The sequence below is a fragment of the Sporosarcina sp. FA15 genome, assembly GCF_051550195.1.
Taxonomy (GTDB): domain Bacteria; phylum Bacillota; class Bacilli; order Bacillales_A; family Planococcaceae; genus Sporosarcina; species Sporosarcina psychrophila.
Genome location: NZ_CP188818.1, coordinates 3,939,066 through 3,957,360 on the forward strand (window position 1 = coordinate 3,939,066; position 18,295 = coordinate 3,957,360).

Annotated in this window: 23 protein-coding genes and 1 pseudogene; 20 read left to right on the forward strand and 4 right to left on the reverse strand. The window is 40.7% G+C overall.

The window, feature by feature from the left end; genetic code table 11:
- Positions 1-75 precede the first annotated feature (75 nt).
- From ACP8HG_RS18670 to ACP8HG_RS18705, 8 genes are all read left to right on the forward strand, one after another.
- Positions 76-882, forward strand: a complete 807-nt coding sequence (locus ACP8HG_RS18670; protein ID WP_438297575.1) for a hypothetical protein — start codon at positions 76-78, stop codon at positions 880-882.
- A 75-nt stretch (positions 883-957) separates the two neighbouring features.
- Entirely contained in the window at positions 958-1,686 is a 729-nt protein-coding gene (locus tag ACP8HG_RS18675) for a MerR family transcriptional regulator (protein ID WP_342539521.1), read from the forward strand.
- A gap of 545 nt (positions 1,687-2,231) precedes the next feature.
- Complete coding sequence (locus ACP8HG_RS18680; protein WP_255428558.1) at positions 2,232-2,828, forward strand: hypothetical protein; 597 nt, start codon at positions 2,232-2,234, stop codon at positions 2,826-2,828.
- A 102-nt stretch (positions 2,829-2,930) separates the two neighbouring features.
- Complete coding sequence (locus tag ACP8HG_RS18685) at positions 2,931-5,006, forward strand: DUF2339 domain-containing protein (RefSeq protein ID WP_187046488.1); 2,076 nt, start codon at positions 2,931-2,933, stop codon at positions 5,004-5,006.
- Positions 5,007-5,152: 146 nt separating this feature from the next.
- On the forward strand, positions 5,153-5,350 hold the full coding sequence (locus tag ACP8HG_RS18690; RefSeq protein ID WP_340741298.1) for a helix-turn-helix transcriptional regulator: 198 nt from the start codon (positions 5,153-5,155) through the stop codon (positions 5,348-5,350).
- 3 nt (positions 5,351-5,353) lie between these two features.
- On the forward strand, positions 5,354-5,797 hold the full coding sequence (locus ACP8HG_RS18695; RefSeq protein ID WP_438297579.1) for a hypothetical protein: 444 nt from the start codon (positions 5,354-5,356) through the stop codon (positions 5,795-5,797).
- Between the two features lie 74 nt (positions 5,798-5,871).
- Complete coding sequence (locus ACP8HG_RS18700; RefSeq protein WP_338653877.1) at positions 5,872-7,074, forward strand: class I SAM-dependent rRNA methyltransferase; 1,203 nt, start codon at positions 5,872-5,874, stop codon at positions 7,072-7,074.
- 119 nt (positions 7,075-7,193) lie between these two features.
- Positions 7,194-7,814, forward strand: coding sequence for a LysE/ArgO family amino acid transporter (locus ACP8HG_RS18705; RefSeq protein WP_067204954.1), 621 nt, complete (start codon positions 7,194-7,196; stop codon positions 7,812-7,814).
- Between the two features lie 174 nt (positions 7,815-7,988).
- Here the strand turns inward: ACP8HG_RS18705 and ACP8HG_RS18710 are convergent, their stop codons facing one another.
- The 4 genes from ACP8HG_RS18710 to ACP8HG_RS18725 are packed head-to-tail and all read right to left on the reverse strand — an operon-like array spanning position 7,989 to position 10,390.
- On the reverse strand, positions 7,989-8,399 hold the full coding sequence (locus ACP8HG_RS18710; RefSeq protein ID WP_067204957.1) for a DUF3021 domain-containing protein: 411 nt from the start codon (positions 8,397-8,399) through the stop codon (positions 7,989-7,991).
- Positions 8,396-8,854: a LytTR family DNA-binding domain-containing protein gene (locus ACP8HG_RS18715; protein WP_438297582.1), complete on the reverse strand. Its 459-nt coding sequence runs from the start codon at positions 8,852-8,854 to the stop codon at positions 8,396-8,398. Before ACP8HG_RS18715 ends, ACP8HG_RS18710 begins: the two co-directional genes overlap by 4 nt.
- Positions 8,855-8,914: 60 nt before the next feature.
- The gene (locus tag ACP8HG_RS18720; RefSeq protein ID WP_338653869.1) at positions 8,915-9,658 is read right to left on the reverse strand and encodes an ABC transporter permease; all 744 of its coding nucleotides are present in this window, start codon (positions 9,656-9,658) and stop codon (positions 8,915-8,917) included.
- Positions 9,659-9,670: 12 nt separating this feature from the next.
- A complete protein-coding gene (locus tag ACP8HG_RS18725) occupies positions 9,671-10,390 on the reverse strand; it encodes an ABC transporter ATP-binding protein (protein WP_187046493.1) in 720 nt (239 codons plus the stop codon).
- Between the two features lie 197 nt (positions 10,391-10,587).
- Here ACP8HG_RS18725 and ACP8HG_RS18730 point away from each other — a divergent pair, with 197 nt between their 5' ends.
- The 12 genes and pseudogenes from ACP8HG_RS18730 to ACP8HG_RS18785 all read left to right on the forward strand — a co-directional run bounded on the left by ACP8HG_RS18730 (position 10,588) and on the right by ACP8HG_RS18785 (position 18,255).
- Positions 10,588-11,400, forward strand: a complete 813-nt coding sequence (locus ACP8HG_RS18730) for a VanW family protein (RefSeq protein WP_399630412.1) — start codon at positions 10,588-10,590, stop codon at positions 11,398-11,400.
- A gap of 57 nt (positions 11,401-11,457) precedes the next feature.
- Complete coding sequence (locus ACP8HG_RS18735; RefSeq protein ID WP_438297585.1) at positions 11,458-12,006, forward strand: GrpB family protein; 549 nt, start codon at positions 11,458-11,460, stop codon at positions 12,004-12,006.
- 22 nt (positions 12,007-12,028) lie between these two features.
- Positions 12,029-12,229, forward strand: a pseudogene (locus ACP8HG_RS18740) (DUF3977 family protein).
- Between the two features lie 30 nt (positions 12,230-12,259).
- A complete protein-coding gene (locus tag ACP8HG_RS18745) occupies positions 12,260-12,805 on the forward strand; it encodes a GNAT family N-acetyltransferase (protein ID WP_438297587.1) in 546 nt (181 codons plus the stop codon).
- A gap of 24 nt (positions 12,806-12,829) precedes the next feature.
- Complete coding sequence (locus ACP8HG_RS18750; RefSeq protein WP_438297589.1) at positions 12,830-13,555, forward strand: nucleotidyltransferase domain-containing protein; 726 nt, start codon at positions 12,830-12,832, stop codon at positions 13,553-13,555.
- Positions 13,552-14,070, forward strand: coding sequence for an NUDIX hydrolase (locus tag ACP8HG_RS18755; protein ID WP_067204979.1), 519 nt, complete (start codon positions 13,552-13,554; stop codon positions 14,068-14,070). The genes ACP8HG_RS18750 and ACP8HG_RS18755 overlap by 4 nt, the downstream gene beginning before the upstream one ends.
- Positions 14,042-14,497: a GNAT family N-acetyltransferase gene (locus tag ACP8HG_RS18760; protein ID WP_340741306.1), complete on the forward strand. Its 456-nt coding sequence runs from the start codon at positions 14,042-14,044 to the stop codon at positions 14,495-14,497. Before ACP8HG_RS18755 ends, ACP8HG_RS18760 begins: the two co-directional genes overlap by 29 nt.
- A gap of 139 nt (positions 14,498-14,636) precedes the next feature.
- Positions 14,637-15,017, forward strand: a complete 381-nt coding sequence (locus ACP8HG_RS18765; protein WP_067204984.1) for a hypothetical protein — start codon at positions 14,637-14,639, stop codon at positions 15,015-15,017.
- A 374-nt stretch (positions 15,018-15,391) separates the two neighbouring features.
- Positions 15,392-16,009 carry a TerD family protein gene (locus ACP8HG_RS18770; protein ID WP_067204987.1) on the forward strand — a complete coding sequence of 206 codons (618 nt, stop codon included), beginning with the start codon at positions 15,392-15,394 and terminating at the stop codon, positions 16,007-16,009.
- 31 nt (positions 16,010-16,040) lie between these two features.
- Positions 16,041-16,619, forward strand: coding sequence for a TerD family protein (locus tag ACP8HG_RS18775; RefSeq protein WP_067204989.1), 579 nt, complete (start codon positions 16,041-16,043; stop codon positions 16,617-16,619).
- Positions 16,620-16,863: 244 nt separating this feature from the next.
- A complete protein-coding gene (locus ACP8HG_RS18780) occupies positions 16,864-17,442 on the forward strand; it encodes a TerD family protein (RefSeq protein WP_067204991.1) in 579 nt (192 codons plus the stop codon).
- Between the two features lie 57 nt (positions 17,443-17,499).
- Positions 17,500-18,255, forward strand: coding sequence for a TerC family protein (locus ACP8HG_RS18785; RefSeq protein WP_067204993.1), 756 nt, complete (start codon positions 17,500-17,502; stop codon positions 18,253-18,255).
- The last annotated feature ends 40 nt before the right edge of the window (positions 18,256-18,295 follow it).

Sequence of the window (18,295 nt, forward strand, 5' to 3'; positions counted from 1 at the left end):
AGAACATTTGGATAGTAGTTGACAATTGGTAGTCTAATCCATCAACATAAATGTAAGGGATGGTGAGGAAGAAGATTGATAGAAATCTATAGAAAGACATGGATTTCCGGTTTTGTTATCGGGATAGGGTTGGCGATTTTTTGCATTTTATATTATTTCATTGGTTATACAAGTTTCATGGAAAATGGAGATGTGCTAGTTATAAACGGCATATTTGCGTTATGTTCGATCGGGACGGGATTTCGATTCAAAAGCGTACATGAGAAATTAGTCAATGAAACAATCGACATATCAGTGAGCACATTGAACTTGGAGAATTTAGATGAATTGATTCTCAAACGAATTCCTTCTTTTTTGTTCAAAATGTATAACGTCGATTCAGAGGGCAATCCACTGTTTGTCATTGAACCATCCAAAGGGCGGTTATCGAGATGGCTAACATTTTTCGAGCTATTTGAGAAGGGGTTTATCATTCCGGTGCACTACGACATCTTAGATACAAACGGACAACTGCTAGCGACAATCACAATCCGAAGTAATATAAAGCGTGACGAACTTACATTAAAGGAACCGGATGGTACAGTCATGGCCGCTTACGTGCAGCAACATTGGAAAGCAAAACTCAAAAATCAAGGCGTTTTGTATCATGCAGATGGTTCGGTCTGGCGAGAACTTGAAGCGAAGTCAATAGCGGGCGATCTCGACGTGAAAGATGATGAGGGGCGTATGACGGCCAGATACCGTTTTGGTATTTTTCCGTATGCAATGAGACCGATCTTTCAAAGTACTGCCCATCATGAGCATATCCAGTTCGGGGCACATATTTCATCCGATGAAAAGCTGGCGTATACAATGGTGTTTTTCCTATGGCTCAAAGGATGAATTAAATCTCTTTTAGGTGTTGACTCTCACGTTACGTCATACTTTATAGTTAGTTTTGAAGGGAGGCGGGTAGCGATGAAAGTGAAAGAAGTATCGCAGTTGACCGGTGTTAGTGTGCGCACACTCCATCATTATGATGACATCGGTTTGTTAACGCCGGATTGTACGACAGAAGCAGGGTACCGGCTTTATTCGGACGATAATTTGGCGACGTTGCAGCAAATTCTGTTCTTTCGTGAACTTGGCTTCTCTTTGAAAAAAATCAAAGAACTGCTTACGAGTCCTGCATTTAGTCGGCAGGAAGCTTTTGAAATGCAGCGTAAAATGCTCCATGAAAAGCGCAAGCAGCTTGATAGTATGATCAAAACGATTGAGAAGACAATTCAACATGGAAAAGGGGAATTAGTAATGACAAACGAAGAGAAATTTAAAGGGTTCGATTTCAGCAAGGACCCATATGAACAAGAGGCGAAAGCGCGTTGGGGCGATAAAGCGGTAGATGCATCTAAAAAGAAGGTTGCACAGTTCGGACCGGAAATTCAAGAGGAAATGAATCGCATATACTTTAATCTTGCGGAGCTCCGCAATACTTCACCGTCTTCGGACGAAGCGCAAGAAGCAATCGGCGATTGGTTCAATATGCTGAATACTAATTTTGGAACGTACTCGCTTGAGGCCTTTAAAGGACTTGGTGAAATGTATGTTGCGGATGAAAGATTTACGAAGAATATCGACCAGTTTGGAGATGGCCTTGCACTGTTTATGAGGGATGCGATGGCGGTTTATGTCGAAAAGGGAAAATAAGACAGAGAGTCTAGGATATAACTTTGCATCTCTGTAGGTCTGTGTTAAAGTCATGTATAATGGCTCACGAGAGACGTATAGTAGAACAAGGACTTTAAAATGGGGGCACCCGAACAAATGGGTGTCTATTATGGCTGTACTAATTCGCAGAGCGAACAAATTCGTTCGCTCTGTTTTTTTTGATTCGGTATCCGAACCTTCTCGGGAAAATGAAACCCCAGCCCCTTATGAAACGTATAGTAAGTATAAAGAAATTTAGTTTATCCCGCATTAACGGGCAGTAAGATCCCCACTTCAAGTCATCAAGGACACGAGAAGAATAAGTGGGGGATCAACTGCCCGTAAAAGCCCGAATGGTTAAACTAACAATCAGAGGGGGATGATAACCCCCCTCTGATTGAAGATTAACTTTATCAACTGTCTTAAATACCCGTTACTATCTAGGTCCCGGGTCTTAGACAGTTTCCATCCACAGCCGGTTTAGTTAACCTATCGGAACGTACATAATGGATGTAACAGTAAGAGATCGCAAGGGGTTGATAGTCATGAAAAAAACAATATATATCGTGCTTACGGATACGGGGACGTTGCTGTCAAAAGCGATTGGGATGTATACGCGGAAGGATTTAAATCATACGTCAATCGCGTTTGATGAACAGCTGAACGAGATGTACAGTTTCGGTCGAAAGCAGCGGCATAATCCTTTCGTAGGTGGGTTTGTGAAAGAAAGTGCTACAGAGGGCATATTCCGGCAAGCAACATGTGAGGTTTATAGTTGTGAAGTGACAATTGAAGAATACACACGCATGCTTGATAAAATCCGCTTAATTGAACAGAATAAAGAACTTTATAAATATAATTTCATTGGTTTATTTGGCGTGGCTCTGAATAAGGGAATTCAACGCAAGCATGCATTTTTCTGTTCACAATTTGTGGCGATGGTCGTAAATGAAGGCGGCTTACAAATGTTTAATATTTCACCAAGTTTAGTGCAGCCACATCATTTTTCACAATTGCCCTGTTTGGAGCCTGTTTTTGAAGGTGATTTACAGACGTATTTGGATCAGACGAGGGGCCAACAAGAACGACAGCCTATCCGTATGAGTGTGTGGAAGAGTTTAGCATTTCGATTACTGGCCTAAATAAGTAACCTATTTATCGTGAGAGTACTTCGGTTTATCGAGGGGACTCTCTTTTTTATACCCGGTTTAAGTTCTTTGAAACTAGTAAGTAGGAAATGAGGGATGAAGTTGGATGAAGAACTGAAGGTTATTTTGCAACGGGTGTCTGATCTAGAAGGGGAAGTAAGCACGTTGAAGCGGCAATTGGCTGAAATGAAAACCCCTCCAAGCCCTGTTCCGGAGAAAGTGGAAAAAGTTCATTTAGCCTCGATAATGGCACGTTTGCCTGAGCAACCAGTTCGAGAAGAAGTTCCGATTCAGCAGAAAATAAGGAAAGAATTCGATCTTGAGAAAGCGTTAAGCAACTGGCTTCCGCGAATATTTATGTTTATTCTACTACTTGGAGTTTTATGGGGATTGAAAGTTGGAATGGATAATGGATTTATCACCAATCCAGTACGAGTTGGAATGGGCTACACAGGAACAATTTTGCTCTATTTTCTTGGGATGCATTACTACAATGGTGGAAAAAAAGGGTTTGGTCTAACATTACTTGGCGGTTTTATCGGACTCGGAATTTTGACGACATTCGCGGCACATCTTTTATATGGCTATCTGAATTTCACGATTGCATTTGTGATAGGCGTGGCTTATATTATCGCAGGGTTGTTGTTATCGAGAAAAACAAAATCGGAAACGTTGACGATATTTTCTGGGATTGCAGGATTTTTACTTCCTTTTTTATTAGAAGGAGAAGGAGCAACTTCCATTCAATTCTGTGCGTACATCCTGTTGTTATTTTTATCACTGTTTTATGTGTCACTCAGTCAAAAGTATAAGTATACGTTCTACGTCATGTTCTCACTATTCCATTTAACGTTGTTCGTTTATGCACTTCTCGAGAGTGCGTTTGCGGAAGAATCGATACTTGTTGCGACGGTGTTAATTCAGCATGGTGTGATTTTATTGTTTTACTTAAAAGGTCGAATTTCAAGGGATGTATTTTCAGAAGCACTTCTCTACTCGAATTTTGTCTTAACAATCGGCTGGATAAAACTACTTGACCATATGCAGGAAGTGACTGTTTACGGCTTGTTGGCGCTGTTGTATAGTCTGCTTGCGGTATATTCTTTTTGGAAGAAAGAAAGCGCGCTACGAGGTATTTTGTCTGCTGTAGCCGTATTTGCAGTCACTGTATTCATCCTATCCTTCGACATGGATGATACTCGGGTTGTTCTAATATTGCTTCTAGTGAATGGGGCAATTGGAATTTGGGTAGGTTTGCGTTTCAACACACTTAGGACAATTGTGACCGGTTCAGTAATTTACTTATTTACGGTTCCAGCAGTCCTGACTACAATGCAAATAAATGTATTTTGGTCCATGGAGAATGCGGTGTGGCTTGTCTTTATTGGTTCATTCAGTTGGATATTTTACACGCTTTACCGATTTACGCCTTCTCGTTTATTGGGGAAAACGAAGTCAATTGACAAAAGTTTGATTGTTGGTCAACTACTTGTTCTTGTCTATATTTTTAAATTAACAAAGCTAGGGCTTGCGAATACTTATGTATCGTTTGACACAGCTAATCATGTTCATGCGTTTGTATTATTGGTGGTACTTAGTGCTATGTATTTCTTCCACAAGTGGAGTAAAGGACTGTACTTGACGCATGGGGCAGTTATTCTGTTTCTGATAGCAGGTATGATAGTGCTGCTGACGGGCTTGGGTTCATATTATAAACACGGCGAGTTTTTATTTAATTTCTTTGTGCAATTAGCTTTTGTGGCCGCTTTTACGGCTGTAGTGTGGGCGATTGTAAAAGACCGTTTCTATCTTTCGAGCAAAGAGCTGAAGTGGGAGACGCCGCAACTGGCGATTGTACTGCAAATTATCTATTTCATCGTCCTAAATAAATGGTACTTTGCCTTCACGACAGCTTATGAATGGGATTTGGAATATGTGTTGTTTGCGCATACGTTCTTACTGTTTGCTTTTGCGTTTGTGTCCATCAGTATCGGTGGGAAAATGAATTGGAAGTATGTCAAAATAATCGGAGCTGTGCTCATTATCATTTGTGTGCTGAAGCTCTTCATCGTCGACTTATCAAGCATATCCATTCTTGTTCGGGCAATATTGTTCACCATCGTTGGTGTTGTCGGACTGGTATATTCACGGACGTTATTGAAGGCAGACTAAAAAAAGAAGCAATATGAAAAAGCAGCGGAATGATTAGTTCCGCTGCTTTTTCATATAAGTAGAGGAAGATATAAGTTACCTTATGTCGGGTATTTTTGACTTCATGATTCGATTTTCAGTATAATTCTGTTAACGGGAGGTTTACCATGACAAAGAATTTACGAGTTAAGGCTGCGCGGGCGGCTAAGGATATGTCACAAAAGGATGTTGCAGAGGCAATCGGAATTACGAGGCAGACGATGAATGCCATTGAAAATGGTGAATACAATCCTTCCCTGAAATTATGCATTGCCGTATGTAAAGTGTTGGATAAAACATTAGATGAATTATTTTGGGAGGGATGAAAGATGCAAAATAATCGCTTTGATGAATTTCAAATTGCGAAGAGACATCGTATTGGTTATCAAGCATTCATTTTGACAATAGCGCTCATTGTTGTGAATGGCATTATAAAAATGAATTATAGTTGGGCGGATCCTCTGATGGAAGTATTGGTACTCATTTATATTCCGATGATGTACTTGACGGTGATGGCAATTTGGAAAGGTGCGTATACGAGTAAAAAGGAGAAAAATCCAAATGTCTATATTCCGATGTTTGGGCTTGTTGTATTATTTGGTTGGTTTGTCATTGGACAATCGATTTGGAGTGATGTGTTTATCTTTACAGAAAACGGCAAACTGTCTAATAGCTCGGGCATATTATTTTCAACGACTTTCTTTACAGTGACCACAATTACGATGATTATTCGAAGAGCTATAGATTTTCGGATGATGCGGACGGAATCTTGAATAAAACTTGCCGGTTTCGCAATTAATGATAAAACGTGCGATAATAAAGAAAACGATCAAGTAAGGATGACGAAATGACAAAAACAATCGATTTACAAGTAAATGCAAGAAATATTAAAGATTTCAAAAAAGGCTATCCGTTAATTTTAAAAGATGCGATTATTAATTCTAGCGTGCTTGCAACGGAAGCGGAAGGAACGATTGTACGATTAGTGGATAAAGATCGTCGCTTCGTTGCGAAAGGCTATTACGGCTTGCAAAATAAAGGTCTCGGCTGGGTACTGTCGAGAAAAGAGGAAGAAGTAATCGATTTTGACTTCTTCGAATCAAGAATTGCCGCAGCATTTGCGAGACGTGAAGCTTTATTTGCGGATGCCTACACGACAGCGTTCCGCGTGTTCAATGGTGAAGGCGATGGCATCGGCGGACTGACAATTGATTATTTCGACGGCTATTTTATGGTGAGTTGGTATAGCGAAGGAATTTATTCGCTGAAGCATCATGTCTACAGCGTCTTTGATAAAATCATTGATTACAAAGGTATTTATGAGAAGAAACGCTTTGACACAAAAGGCGGATACATCGAACAGGATGATTTCGTTAAAGGGGAGCAAGGTGATTTCCCAATTATCGTCAAAGAGAATGGCATGAATTTCGCAGTCAATTTAAATGACGGCGCAATGACTGGGATTTTCCTTGATCAGCGTGATATGCGTAAAGCGGTTCGCGATAAGTATTCCGAGGGAAGAAATGTGTTGAACACATTCTCGTATACGGGCGCATTTTCCGTTGCAGCACTACTCGGCGGCGCAGTTAAGACGACAAACGTTGACTTGGCGAAGCGTAGCAATGCGAAAACAATCGAGCAGTTCAGTGTGAATGCCATAGATTACGAACAGCAGGATATCAAAGTGATGGATGTCTTCGACTACTTCCGCTATGCAAAACGGAATGATTTGAAATTCGATCTAATCATTCTTGACCCGCCTAGTTTCGCTCGTACTAAAAAGTATACGTTCAGTACAGCGCAGGATTATCCGGCACTTCTTATGGATGCGATTGCGATTACTGAGAAAAACGGCATCATTGTTGCATCGACAAATAATGCGAGTTTCGGAATGAAGAAATTCAAAACGTTCATCGAGCAGGCCTTCGAAGAAGCAGGATCTAGGTATAAAATTCTTGAGGAATCAACATTGCCGAAAGACTTCCGGACAAACCGCGATTACCCTGAATTCAACTATTTAAAAGTTGTTATTGTGCAGAAGACGAAATAAATGTGGAATACAAAAGCCGTGCTAGGATTCTTCTGGTGCGGCTTTTTTTTATTCATAAAAGAGGACTAAGCTTTTCAATCGAGAATTGATTAGGATTGAGATTGAATAGGGGTGGGCATGTGACTGAGGCAATTTTACATGGAATTATCCTTGCATTTGGACTTATTGTGCCATTAGGTGTCCAAAATGTGTTTGTTTTTAATCAGGGGGCATTGCAACCGACATTCATGAGAGCCCTACCTGTAGTCGTGACCGCGGGTATTTGTGACACAATCTTGATTGTTGCGGCGGTGTCGGGCGTATCACTTCTTGTCCTAACGTTTGCCTGGTTGGAAAACATTATCTTCAGTATCGGTATTCTCTTTTTACTCTATATCGGTTTTGTCTTATGGAAAAGTGATGCGATGTCGACGAAGGTGGATGGAGAGAGATTTTCTACAAAAAAGCAAATCATTTTTGCAGCATCGGTTTCTTTATTGAACCCTCATGCAATCCTCGATACGATTGGAGTTATCGGGTCAAGCTCACTCAATTACGAGGGGGACGTAAGAATTGCATTTACGCTGACGACAATCATCGTTTCATGGCTTTGGTTTATCGGGCTTGCAACGGGCGGACGCTATTTCGGAAAGTTGGATTCGAGTGGGAAACTAATGGCGCTGCTGAATAAAGTATCCGCTTTAGTCGTTTGGGGAGTTGCTGTGTATATGGCAATAAGACTTATCAAGAATATGATGTAAGAGCCGTGCCGAGTAACAAACTGGCACGGTTTTTCTGTAATTTAACCTATGCCGGTCATAATCAGCCTCATGGAGAGCATAACCACGTCCATGGCGGTCATAACGTGCATCGTATCGAGCATAACTACTTCCATGCTGGTCATAACACAAAGAATAGGAATGAATAGTAATATATCAAAGCTCCTGGAGTTCCGCATTCAACTTCTTCGCCTGCCCTCTGAAATACAGATAGAAGGAAGTCCAAAATATGGAATAGCAGACAACAAACATTCCGAATACGAGTAAAAAGCTTTTCACTGTAAATGGAACCCAACCGATTCCGAACGCGAGGATGAAGTAAAGGATAACTACCGTAACGAAATGTAATGCGGTCTGTTGGGACAAACGCAAAGACGTATTTTCAAAAAAGAGTGGCGTAACTGTGAAAAACCAACCACAGAAGATGGAACCGAGTGAGTTTTTTAAGAATAATTGTCCGTCTAGCATATCTTTACCGCTGAATAGCACAACAGAATTCGTCAATATGACTGCAATAAATGCACCGAACAGAATACCGATGAAGCTTCTATATAAAAAGGTTTTCATTCGCCTTTCCTCCTATTCATTTTCAAGGATTCTTTAATGGCATTGACGTATGTTCGAGAGACGTATTCTTTTGTACCTGATTTAAAATACACGCAAAGTGTTCCATTAAACGACGCTTCGAAGCGGCTTAATTCATGTAGATTTGCAATGACAGATTTAGAGAGCCTAATGAATTTACTCGCCGGAAGAATTTTTTCAAGTTCGTATAACTTTTCTTTTAGTTTAAATGAGCCAGTAGAAGTCACGGCGATAACGCTATCTTTTTCTGTATGGAAAAAGTGAATTTCTGCCGGTTTTAAAATATGTTGCATATCGCCGTCTTTTCCGACGAGGAATTCTGTGTCTTGCCCTTTGATAAAATCTAGAATTTCTTGTACGGAATCATCCAATGTCGGGCATTCAATCGTCACCTTGGTTTCTTCATAATCGCGATCAATGTTTAATGATACTTTCATTGCGATGCACCCCTATCGGCAATAGTATATACATTAAATTTACCATTGCCTGGTAGTCTGTCAAATACGTCTTTTAGTAGAAATATGGAGAACGAACAATGCGACAATCACTAAACAAGAAATATAGACGACGGATATAAGCGTACTGTTGTCAAAAGTAAGCTGTTCATTCCAAACACCAATGAACAAATTATTCATATGATAGAGCGGATTAAATTCGGCGATAACTTGTATAAATTTCGGCATCATATTGATTGGAAATGCAAAGCCACCTGTAAAGATAACGACTTGGAAAATAACGATGGAGAACACTAATGCACTTTTCATCTCGTTGAAAAAAGAGTAGATGGCAGATGCGATAACGAGCAGAGCAGCATTGAGTGCGATGAAAAATCCATAGGCCAAGATGAAATTCAGTACGTGAAACTGCAAATCATACAAGAGCATACCAATCGCATAAACGAACAGGTAGCCAAAACTTGTAATGATAATGGAGCGGATAATACTGGATAGCAGAAGCATATTTTTAGAAACGGGAGAAAGTCTAATTCGTTTTTCGACACCCGTCGTACGATGCGTCACCTGGTCAAACCCGAAAGCGAAAAATACAGTGGTGAACGTGATAAGTAAAATATACGAGGGTGTATATGTTTGTGCATAACTTAAGTTACCCGCGTAGGTTTGGTCTCCGAACAATTGCCCCATGAAAATGTACGTAACAGGCGGTACCACAATCGTGAAAACTAAGTAAAATAACTCTCTTGAAAACATGAGTAAGTCGTATTTTAACTGAGTCGCTAACATATTTTCTCCTCCTTATATGGATACTTTCTCGAGATAAAATTCATTGATGGATTTATAGCCTGATGCCAAAATAGCTTCTGTCGTATCGAAGACTTCATTCACACCATTGTCTATAAGCATTACTTTGTCGCAGTACAATTCGATTTCATCCATATTATGTGTTGTCAGAATGACTGTACCGCCTGTTTTCTCGTTGTAATCGGTAATATACGTCCAAAGAATATTGCGCATATGCGGATCCAGACCAGTTGTCGGTTCATCTAAAATTAGAAGTTTTGGTTGTGATAAAAAGGCAATGGCTAAGCTTACAATCTGTTTCCATCCTCCAGAAAGTTTATCGAAGTACTTTTTTCGATGCGGTTGTAACTTAAAGTCAGAGATGATTGTTTCGATGTCAATTGGGGATTTGTAATAGGCTTTAAATAACCGTAGTAACTCTTGTACTTTCAGTGTCTGATAGAACTGTGTAGGCTGCAGGACGACGGAAATTTGTTTTCGAACTTGTTCCATCCGGTTTATTGAAAGTGCTTTAATATCTTCATCGAAAACGAAGACTGTTCCAGCGTCGTATTGTTTAATGGTCATAATAATTTCAAGGAACGTTGATTTGCCCGCCCCGTTTTTCCCGATAACCCCAATTACTTCGCCTTCTTGTGCTTGAAAATCCAACCCTTTTAAAACGACGTTTGTTCCGTAAGCTTTTTTCAAGTTGCTAACGTTGATGATATTCATTGCTATCCCTCCGTTTGAAAGTTCTTTGTAACCAAAGTGTATGTTGTCTCGGTCTTGCTGTCTTCGGTATTCCCGTGAACCGCAATAATAGGAAGGTGACTTGTAGAAAGCGTCCTATGAAATGCATTTGGTTTTCCGAAAAATTAAAAGGACAAAGCTGGTAGAGAAGAGAATAAGTAGAAGAGGGGATGACGCGGATGAATTCATTGCAACCAAAAAAGCGCAGCAAGTTGCGAATATTCTTCGGGAAGAAAGTGTACCGATTGAGGCGGTATTCGGAGTGGTACATGGACGGAAAAAAGTATGCAACAAGGCGGTCAATGGAGAAATTAAACCATGTCATCTTCAAACATCGAACGCCGTTGCTTCGCAAATTGAAAGATGTAGAGATGGAATTGCAAACAAACAAAATTACGAATTTGAAAATAGCAGCAAAACGATTGAACGGAATTATGCTCCAGCCTGGAGAGACATTTTCCTATTGGCGCTTGATAGGCAGTACGACGAAGCGAAAAGGTTACGTTGACGGAATGATTTTGCATTACGGGCAAGTAACGAAAGGCGTTGGAGGCGGTTTGTGTCAGTTGTCGAACCTGATTTACTGGATGACACTTCACACGCCGCTCACGATTACTGAGCGATACCGTCATAGTTATGACGTATTCCCAGATTCGAAACGGAAACAGCCATTCGGAAGTGGTGCCACATGTGCTTATAACTATCTAGATTTACAAATAAAGAATGAAACGAATGTTCCCTATCAGCTCCTCATCTATTTGACGGACACATCGCTTGTTGGTGAATGGCGTGCGCATATGGGTGCGAATCGAACGTATAAAGTATACGAAAAAGACCATAGTTTCACGCGTGAATCGTGGGGCGGCTATGTGCGCCATAATACGATCTATAGGAAAGCGTACAACCTGAACGGAGAACTTATCGATGACGAATTCATCACAGAAAATCATGCAATCACGATGTATGAGCCATTTTTGACATATGAGAAGTGAAGCGGGAATATTCGGTTGATCCCACAAGTGAAGTCTTAAATTGGGAGTGGGTTTGGAATGTTAGGTTTAAATAAAGACGTAGTGAAATTAGTGGAGCACACGAATAACTGGAAAAAACTTTTCAAGGTGGAAAAAAGTCTATTGAACTCGTTGGTAGGTGAGCATGTAGTAGATATCCAACATATCGGTAGCACGGCGATTGACGGAATCGCCGCTAAGCCGCTTCTCGATATACTCGTGGGCGTTAGGTCGATGGGAGACGCGCAGAAATTTGATAAGCACAAGTTGAAAGAGGCGAACATTTACCATTTAGCTCGTGTTCAGATCGAAGGGAAAGAAGTGTTTGCCAAGTTCTCAAATTTGGAGAACTTAACGAAGACACATGTCCTTCATGTTGTGGAATATGGTGGGGACTGGTGGCAAAAGCACATATTTTTCCGAGATTATTTAAATGACCATCCCGAAGTCGCAAAACAATATGAAGTACTGAAGAAGGAAATGGCGGAAGCGTTTCCTACAAATGAGCGTTCCTATGCAGAGGGTAAAAAGGCTTTTGTAGACAGGATAATACTCTTGCGAGAAGGGGAGATTGATGTAATTCGTTGAGCCTGGATTTGGGAACAGATGGTTGTTGAGGACGGAAACAGAGTTAGAAGATGGTACTGAATTCGAAGAATAAGGCATCATCGGTCCGCTAAAAATTCATGCGATATATATGAGAGTGTGGATATTTAAAACTGTTTTCATATTGGATATAAGAGAAGGTTTTAAAAGGGTGAAAAAGAGCCGCAACAAATTTAAATTGATTTTTGGTGTGGTTAGTAAATGATTTTGAATTCCAAGCAAAGAGGTGAATGAAATGCTGTTTCAAAAAGGAAATCTACTCATCCGCGAATTGGAATGGAAGGATAAGTACCTCCTTTCCAAATGGCTTTCAGATCCAGAAATTTTGCAGTATTACGAAGGGCGGGATAATCCGTTTGATGTGAAGAAAGTGGAACAGAAGTTTTTCGAAGCAGAAGCCGATGCTACACGCTGCATAATTGAATTCGATGAGGGCCCAATAGGTTATGTCCAGTTTTATGAAGTCGATGAGGATGAAAGACAAACCTATGGCTACAGCGACTCAATAGAAACACTCTATGGGATGGATCAGTTCATCGGGGAATCAGCGTATTGGAATAAAGGCGTCGGGACACAAATTGTCCGTGCGATGGTAGCTTATTTAATTCAAGAAATAGGCGCGGACCGGATTGTGATGGACCCACAAACGTGGAATGAACGAGCCATTCGTTGTTATGAAAAATGCGGGTTTGAAAAAGTGAAATTGCTCCCGAAAAATGAATTGCATGAAGGGGAATACAGGGATTGTTGGTTGATTGACTATACACTATATAGACCTTGAAATTGTAAGGAGAGAGATGAGTATATGAACAGTATCAGATTGCAGCCCATTGAAGCCGCAAAAAGGTTTATAACAGAACACTTCGCGGATTGCCAAGCTGCATTACTTGCGGGGAGTGTTATCAGGGGCGAAGAAACAGCAACATCAGACTTGGATATCGTTGTTTTTGATGAAAAGATAGAATCGGCGTATCGTGAGTCGCTTATAGAGTATGGATGGCCAATCGAAGTGTTCGTTCATAACTTTACGTCTTACAAGGTGTTTTTTAAGGAAGACTGTGAAAGGGCTCGACCTTCATTGCCGCGAATGGTGTCTGAAGGAATCATCTTATTCGATTCAGGAGTTGTTTCTTTAATAAAGGAAGAAGCTAATGAACTATTGAAAAAAGGTCCTGAAGTATGGTCGATAAAAACGATAGAAATGAAACGGTATATGATAACGGATGCGCTCGATGATCTGATTGGTTCAACCAATCGTGCGGAAGAAATCTTCATAGCGAATACACTTGCCGATGCCATACATGAATTCTTCTTGCGGACAAATGTTCAATGGATTGGTGCGTCAAAATGGATTATGCGTGCTTTAAATCAATTTGATAAGAACTTTGCGCGAACGTTTGTACAAGCATTCGATGCATTTTATAAAACGGGTAATAAAGATGCAATTATCGATCTTGCAGATGAAGTGTTGAAACCATATGGTGGCAGGCTATTTGAAGGGTATTCAATGGGGAAAGGAGACCGTATATGACAAGTACATATGTAGATTGGGGGGGCCATAAGCTGAAGCTGACATGGGAAAGTGGTTTTTTGCCGGAAAGGGATTTGATCACGAGTGTCCATGGCTTCTGTTTTAAGGACGGGCAACTGTTGATGGTCGATTTGGATGATCGGGGTTGGGATTTTCCGGGCGGTCATATTGAAGTCGATGAAACTGCGGAGGTGTGCTTTAGACGTGAGGCAATGGAAGAAGGTTATGTAACGGGAGATTGTGTACTCCTCGGTTCAATAGAAATCGACCATAATGAAAATCCGTTGTGGAATGAACACAGTCCTTATCCGAAAGTGGGTTATCAGGTTTTTTACAAAATGGACATAACTGAATTACATCCTTTTGAAGCGAAGTATGAATCAAGCAGAAGAATTTTCATCCCCTTTGAAGACGTCTCCAAATACTATAAAGGTTGGCATGCAACGTATGAAAAAATTATGTGTGAGGTGCAAGGAAGGTGCCTAAATGAAAATCAGGAAATTACTACAACATGAAGCCCCACCTTTCGAACTCTTGCTACTTGCCGACCCATCGCGAGAACAGGTAGAGCTGTATATAGCTAATGGGGAGTGCCGTGTTGCTGAAGAGGAAGGCGAAATCGTAGGTGTCTATGTGCTAGTGAAGTTAGGTATAACAACGATGGAGATTATAAATATAGCTGTAGATGAGCGTATACATGGTCGCGGGCTTGGGAAGAAGTTAATGAGTGACGCAATCCAGACCGCAAAGGTGTTGGGCTGCAAGTTCCTGGAAGTTGGGACGGGTAACTCCAGCATTGGTCAATTGGCTTTTTATCAGAAATCTGGGTTTCGTATCGATGGTGTTATAAAAGACTTTTTCGTTGATCACTACGAGGAAGAGATCATTGAAAACGGTATCCAGTGCAGGGATATGATTAGACTGTCGATGGAAATTGTATAATCATAAAGTAATCTATGCTTGATTACAGCTATGAACCATTTCATCTACTTTGTCACAAATACGTCCCGTGACAAGTCACTATCCATCTAGTAAAATAGAAGTGATATGTTGTGAATTTTCTGTAAGGGGCGATGACGCTATGAAACGGATACTCATACTTCTTTTCATTGTTGGTATGATGGCAGGCTGTTCGAATGTGTATAGCGCAGAAGAGGGCTATCGCATGGCGGTTATCAATCATGGTTTCCCGGTTCCGAAAAATGCGAGTGAACTAAAGCCAGAAGCGTGTACGACGGAAATTTCGAAATCGGCAAAGTACAAGTTGAACGATATTGGCGGGGAGCAGGGAGAACCGCCGGAGCACTACTTGGAGGAAATAAAAAAGTGGGGCTGGACGGAACTTGAAGATGAACAAAAAGGGAATATCCACTTCTACGAAAAAGAAGGGAAAATCATGTCACTCATTTTTAAGGAAAATGTCTTTGATGTGTTTGAAATGAGTAGTGCATTGAAGATGTAGGAACTTAAGTGCTGTGGATTTCTTTTTTTTGAAACCATTTGGCATGTTCGTACGTACTAGTAACAAGAGATGATTGTGATGAACTGGAAAGTAGTCATTATTGCATAATATCTGTGCTATATGATATTGCTGTCAACACAAGCATTGTGGAATCCAAGATGTTTGGATGGTTCGTCAGGTCATCTTTGAGGTTTACTATTCATTATCCAATGACGATTAGAATATTCATGAAAGTTGAATTTGGCATTGCAGGGTGGAAAATGCTATAGGTAATCATCATTTTGGTAGTTCGGTATCAGATGTAGTAAAATATATAATGATGGTGTTTTTACGAAAAGATAAAAAATTCATTAAAATGTAAAGGAATGATTGGTTTGGCAATTATTTTACAAAAGGGTCAAAAAATTGATTTAACAAAAGGTCATCCAGGTCTTGAGAAGATTATAGTAGGCCTCGGTTGGGACCCAATTCAAAGTCAGAAAAAAGCTGGCGGATTACTCGGCGGACTTTTCGGTGGTGGTGGTAGCGGTGCTACAAATATGGATATAGACGCTTCTGTTATCATGCTTCAAGACGATAAGTTTGCGAGCAATGACAACTTGGTTTACTTTGGTAACTTGAAAAGTAAATGTGGTAGCGTAACGCACACTGGTGATAATATCACTGGAGAAGGCGACGGAGACGACGAGCAAGTGATTGTTGACTTGAAAAAGGTACCCGCAAACGTTAACAAACTTGTATTCGTTGTTAATATTTATGATTGTGTAAAACGTAAGCAAGACTTCGGCCAAGTAGAAAATGCGTTTATCCGTGTCATGAATTCAGCGAACAATGAGGAATTACTTAAATTCAACCTGTCCGAAAACTATGCAGGTTCAACTAGTTTAACTGTTGGAGAAATTTATCGTCACGGCAGTGAATGGAAATTCGGCGCTGTTGGATCAGGATCATCTGATGCAGGTCTTGGCGAAATGGTTAAAAGGTACTCATAAACTATAAAAAACAGAAAAGAGGATGACATAAATGGCTATTTCATTGAGTAAAGGACAAAAAGTAGATTTGACGAAAAGTAACCCGGGATTAACGAATATTACGGTTGGTGTTGGCTGGGATACGAATAAATATGACGGTGGACAAGATTTTGATCTAGATTCTTCTATATTCTTATTGAATGCAGCGGGTGTATGTGCAAATGAAAAAGATTTCGTTTTCTTCAATAACCTTGAGGGTGGAAATGGTTCCGTCGTTCATACTGGTGATAACTTGACTGGTGAAGGTGATGGAGACGATGAGCAAGTCAAAGTTTCCCTTTCAACTGTACCAACTACAGTTGAAAGAATTGCATTCGCAATTACAATTCATGATGCAGAACAACGTAGCCAAAATTTCGGGCAAGTTTCAAATAGCTATGTACGAATCGTCAACGATGCAAACGGTGAAGAGTTAATCCGTTATGACCTTGGCGAAGACTTCTCTATTGAAACGGCTGTTGTTGTAGGGGAACTTTACAGACATGGTAGTGAGTGGAAGTTCAATGCAATTGGTAGCGGCTATCAGGGCGGACTTGGTTCACTTGTTAAGGACTACGGACTACAAGCTTAATTAATTGATATAACTATATATGTTGTTTCCGGTGCCAGTTGCTGACATCGGGTTTGTATTTGAACTTCAGTGTAGGCGCCTTACAGGGGGAGCCGAAGCCGTAAGACTGGTGGCGAAGGCTTTCTGGCTTATGGCGCGGGAGGCATCCCCTAAGCGCCGGAGCGGAGTTGAATGGAATCATCTATTCAATCTATATAGTTATGGAAGTTTTGAATTCTAATCATGATAAACAGGAGTGATTCAGATGGCGATTACTTTATCAAAAGGTCAAAAAATCGATTTGACGAAGACAAATCCCGGCCTTGTAAGAGGTGTTATCGGACTAGGTTGGGATACGAATAAATACTCTGGCGGTCAGGAGTTTGACCTTGATGCATCGGCGTTTCTTGTCGATGCAAGCAATCGTTGCCAGAATGATCATGACTTCATTTTCTATAATAATCTTAAGCATCCGAGTGGCGCTCTTCTACATACTGGCGATAACCGGACGGGCGAAGGAGATGGGGATGACGAGCAAGTAATCGTTGATTTCCCTAAAATCCCTGCGTACGTTGACCGCATTGGTATTACGGTTACGATTCACGATGCAGAAGGAAGAAGTCAAAACTTTGGTCAGGTATCAAATGCCTTTGTTCGATTATCGGATGAAGCGACCGGAGAAGAGGTGCTACGTTTCGATTTAGGAGAGGATTTCTCGATTGAAACGGCAGTTGTTTTTTGCGAACTGTACAGGCACGGTAACGATTGGAAATTTAATGCAATCGGTAGTGGCTTCTCTGGAGGGCTAGGGGCACTTTGCCGGAATTATGGTTTAGAAGTATAAATTTACGGGCTGATAAAAGGTCGGAGTCTTTTATTGTTTTATTATCAGGAGGAACTAATGGAGATACTTAATGGAATAATCGATACATATGCCGCTTTTTTTGATTGGGGTATGTGGGTGGAAGTATTATCGGATCCAGTCAGTTGGGGCTTAATCGGTACCCTCATCATACTTGAGGGGCTATTGTCAGCTGATAATGCTCTCGTTTTGGCGGTCATGGTCAAACATTTACCAGAAAAACAACGAAAAAAAGCTCTGTTTTACGGGCTTCTTGGTGCTTATGTCTTCCGCTTTATCGCAATTGGGGTCGGTGTTTTCCTCATTAAATTGTGGTGGGTCAAGGCATTAGGTGCGGCTTATCTCGCATGGTTGGCGATTAAATACTTTATGGATAAGTCTAAAGAGGCAGGTAATGACGAAGAAATTGCAGGGATGAAAACAGAAGGTATTCTAATCCGTCTTTTCGGTACATTCTGGGGAACAATCGCTGCTGTAGAGATTATGGACATCGCCTTTTCAGTAGATAGTGTTCTTGCTGCTTTCGGTGTCAGTGAACAGATTTGGGTACTTCTTCTTGGAGGAATGCTCGGTGTCTTGATGATGCGTGGAATTGCCGGCGTATTTTTGAAGTTAATCGACAAGGTACCAGAACTTGAAACGTCAGCATATGTGCTGATTATGTTAATAGCGATTAAAATGGGATTGAGCGTTGTTGGTATTGACGTCCACCACTACGTATTCTTTATCATTCTAATCCTTACGTTCATTGCCACATTCGTTGTTCACAACATGAATAAAAAGAAAATGGCTTAATACAAAGAAAAAAAGAAGGCTAGCCCCTTCTTTTTTCTTT

Bases quoted from the DNA above. Each gene is read 5' to 3' on its own strand.
- ACP8HG_RS18675 (WP_342539521.1), top strand. From the start codon at position 958: ATGAAAGTGAAAGAAGTATCGCAGTTGACCGGTGTTAGTGTGCGCACA.
- ACP8HG_RS18680 (WP_255428558.1), top strand. From the start codon at position 2,232: ATGAAAAAAACAATATATATCGTGCTTACGGATACGGGGACGTTGCTG.
- ACP8HG_RS18685 (WP_187046488.1), top strand. From the start codon at position 2,931: ATGAAGTTGGATGAAGAACTGAAGGTTATTTTGCAACGGGTGTCTGAT.
- ACP8HG_RS18690 (WP_340741298.1), top strand. From the start codon at position 5,153: ATGACAAAGAATTTACGAGTTAAGGCTGCGCGGGCGGCTAAGGATATG.
- ACP8HG_RS18695 (WP_438297579.1), top strand. From the start codon at position 5,354: ATGCAAAATAATCGCTTTGATGAATTTCAAATTGCGAAGAGACATCGT.
- ACP8HG_RS18700 (WP_338653877.1), top strand. From the start codon at position 5,872: ATGACAAAAACAATCGATTTACAAGTAAATGCAAGAAATATTAAAGAT.
- ACP8HG_RS18710 (WP_067204957.1), bottom strand. From the start codon at position 8,399: ATGAAAACCTTTTTATATAGAAGCTTCATCGGTATTCTGTTCGGTGCA.
- ACP8HG_RS18715 (WP_438297582.1), bottom strand. From the start codon at position 8,854: ATGAAAGTATCATTAAACATTGATCGCGATTATGAAGAAACCAAGGTG.
- ACP8HG_RS18720 (WP_338653869.1), bottom strand. From the start codon at position 9,658: ATGTTAGCGACTCAGTTAAAATACGACTTACTCATGTTTTCAAGAGAG.
- ACP8HG_RS18725 (WP_187046493.1), bottom strand. From the start codon at position 10,390: ATGAATATCATCAACGTTAGCAACTTGAAAAAAGCTTACGGAACAAAC.
- ACP8HG_RS18730 (WP_399630412.1), top strand. From the start codon at position 10,588: ATGAATTCATTGCAACCAAAAAAGCGCAGCAAGTTGCGAATATTCTTC.
- ACP8HG_RS18735 (WP_438297585.1), top strand. From the start codon at position 11,458: ATGTTAGGTTTAAATAAAGACGTAGTGAAATTAGTGGAGCACACGAAT.
- ACP8HG_RS18745 (WP_438297587.1), top strand. From the start codon at position 12,260: ATGCTGTTTCAAAAAGGAAATCTACTCATCCGCGAATTGGAATGGAAG.
- ACP8HG_RS18750 (WP_438297589.1), top strand. From the start codon at position 12,830: ATGAACAGTATCAGATTGCAGCCCATTGAAGCCGCAAAAAGGTTTATA.
- ACP8HG_RS18755 (WP_067204979.1), top strand. From the start codon at position 13,552: ATGACAAGTACATATGTAGATTGGGGGGGCCATAAGCTGAAGCTGACA.
- ACP8HG_RS18760 (WP_340741306.1), top strand. From the start codon at position 14,042: ATGAAAATCAGGAAATTACTACAACATGAAGCCCCACCTTTCGAACTC.
- ACP8HG_RS18765 (WP_067204984.1), top strand. From the start codon at position 14,637: ATGAAACGGATACTCATACTTCTTTTCATTGTTGGTATGATGGCAGGC.
- ACP8HG_RS18775 (WP_067204989.1), top strand. From the start codon at position 16,041: ATGGCTATTTCATTGAGTAAAGGACAAAAAGTAGATTTGACGAAAAGT.
- ACP8HG_RS18780 (WP_067204991.1), top strand. From the start codon at position 16,864: ATGGCGATTACTTTATCAAAAGGTCAAAAAATCGATTTGACGAAGACA.
- ACP8HG_RS18785 (WP_067204993.1), top strand. From the start codon at position 17,500: ATGGAGATACTTAATGGAATAATCGATACATATGCCGCTTTTTTTGAT.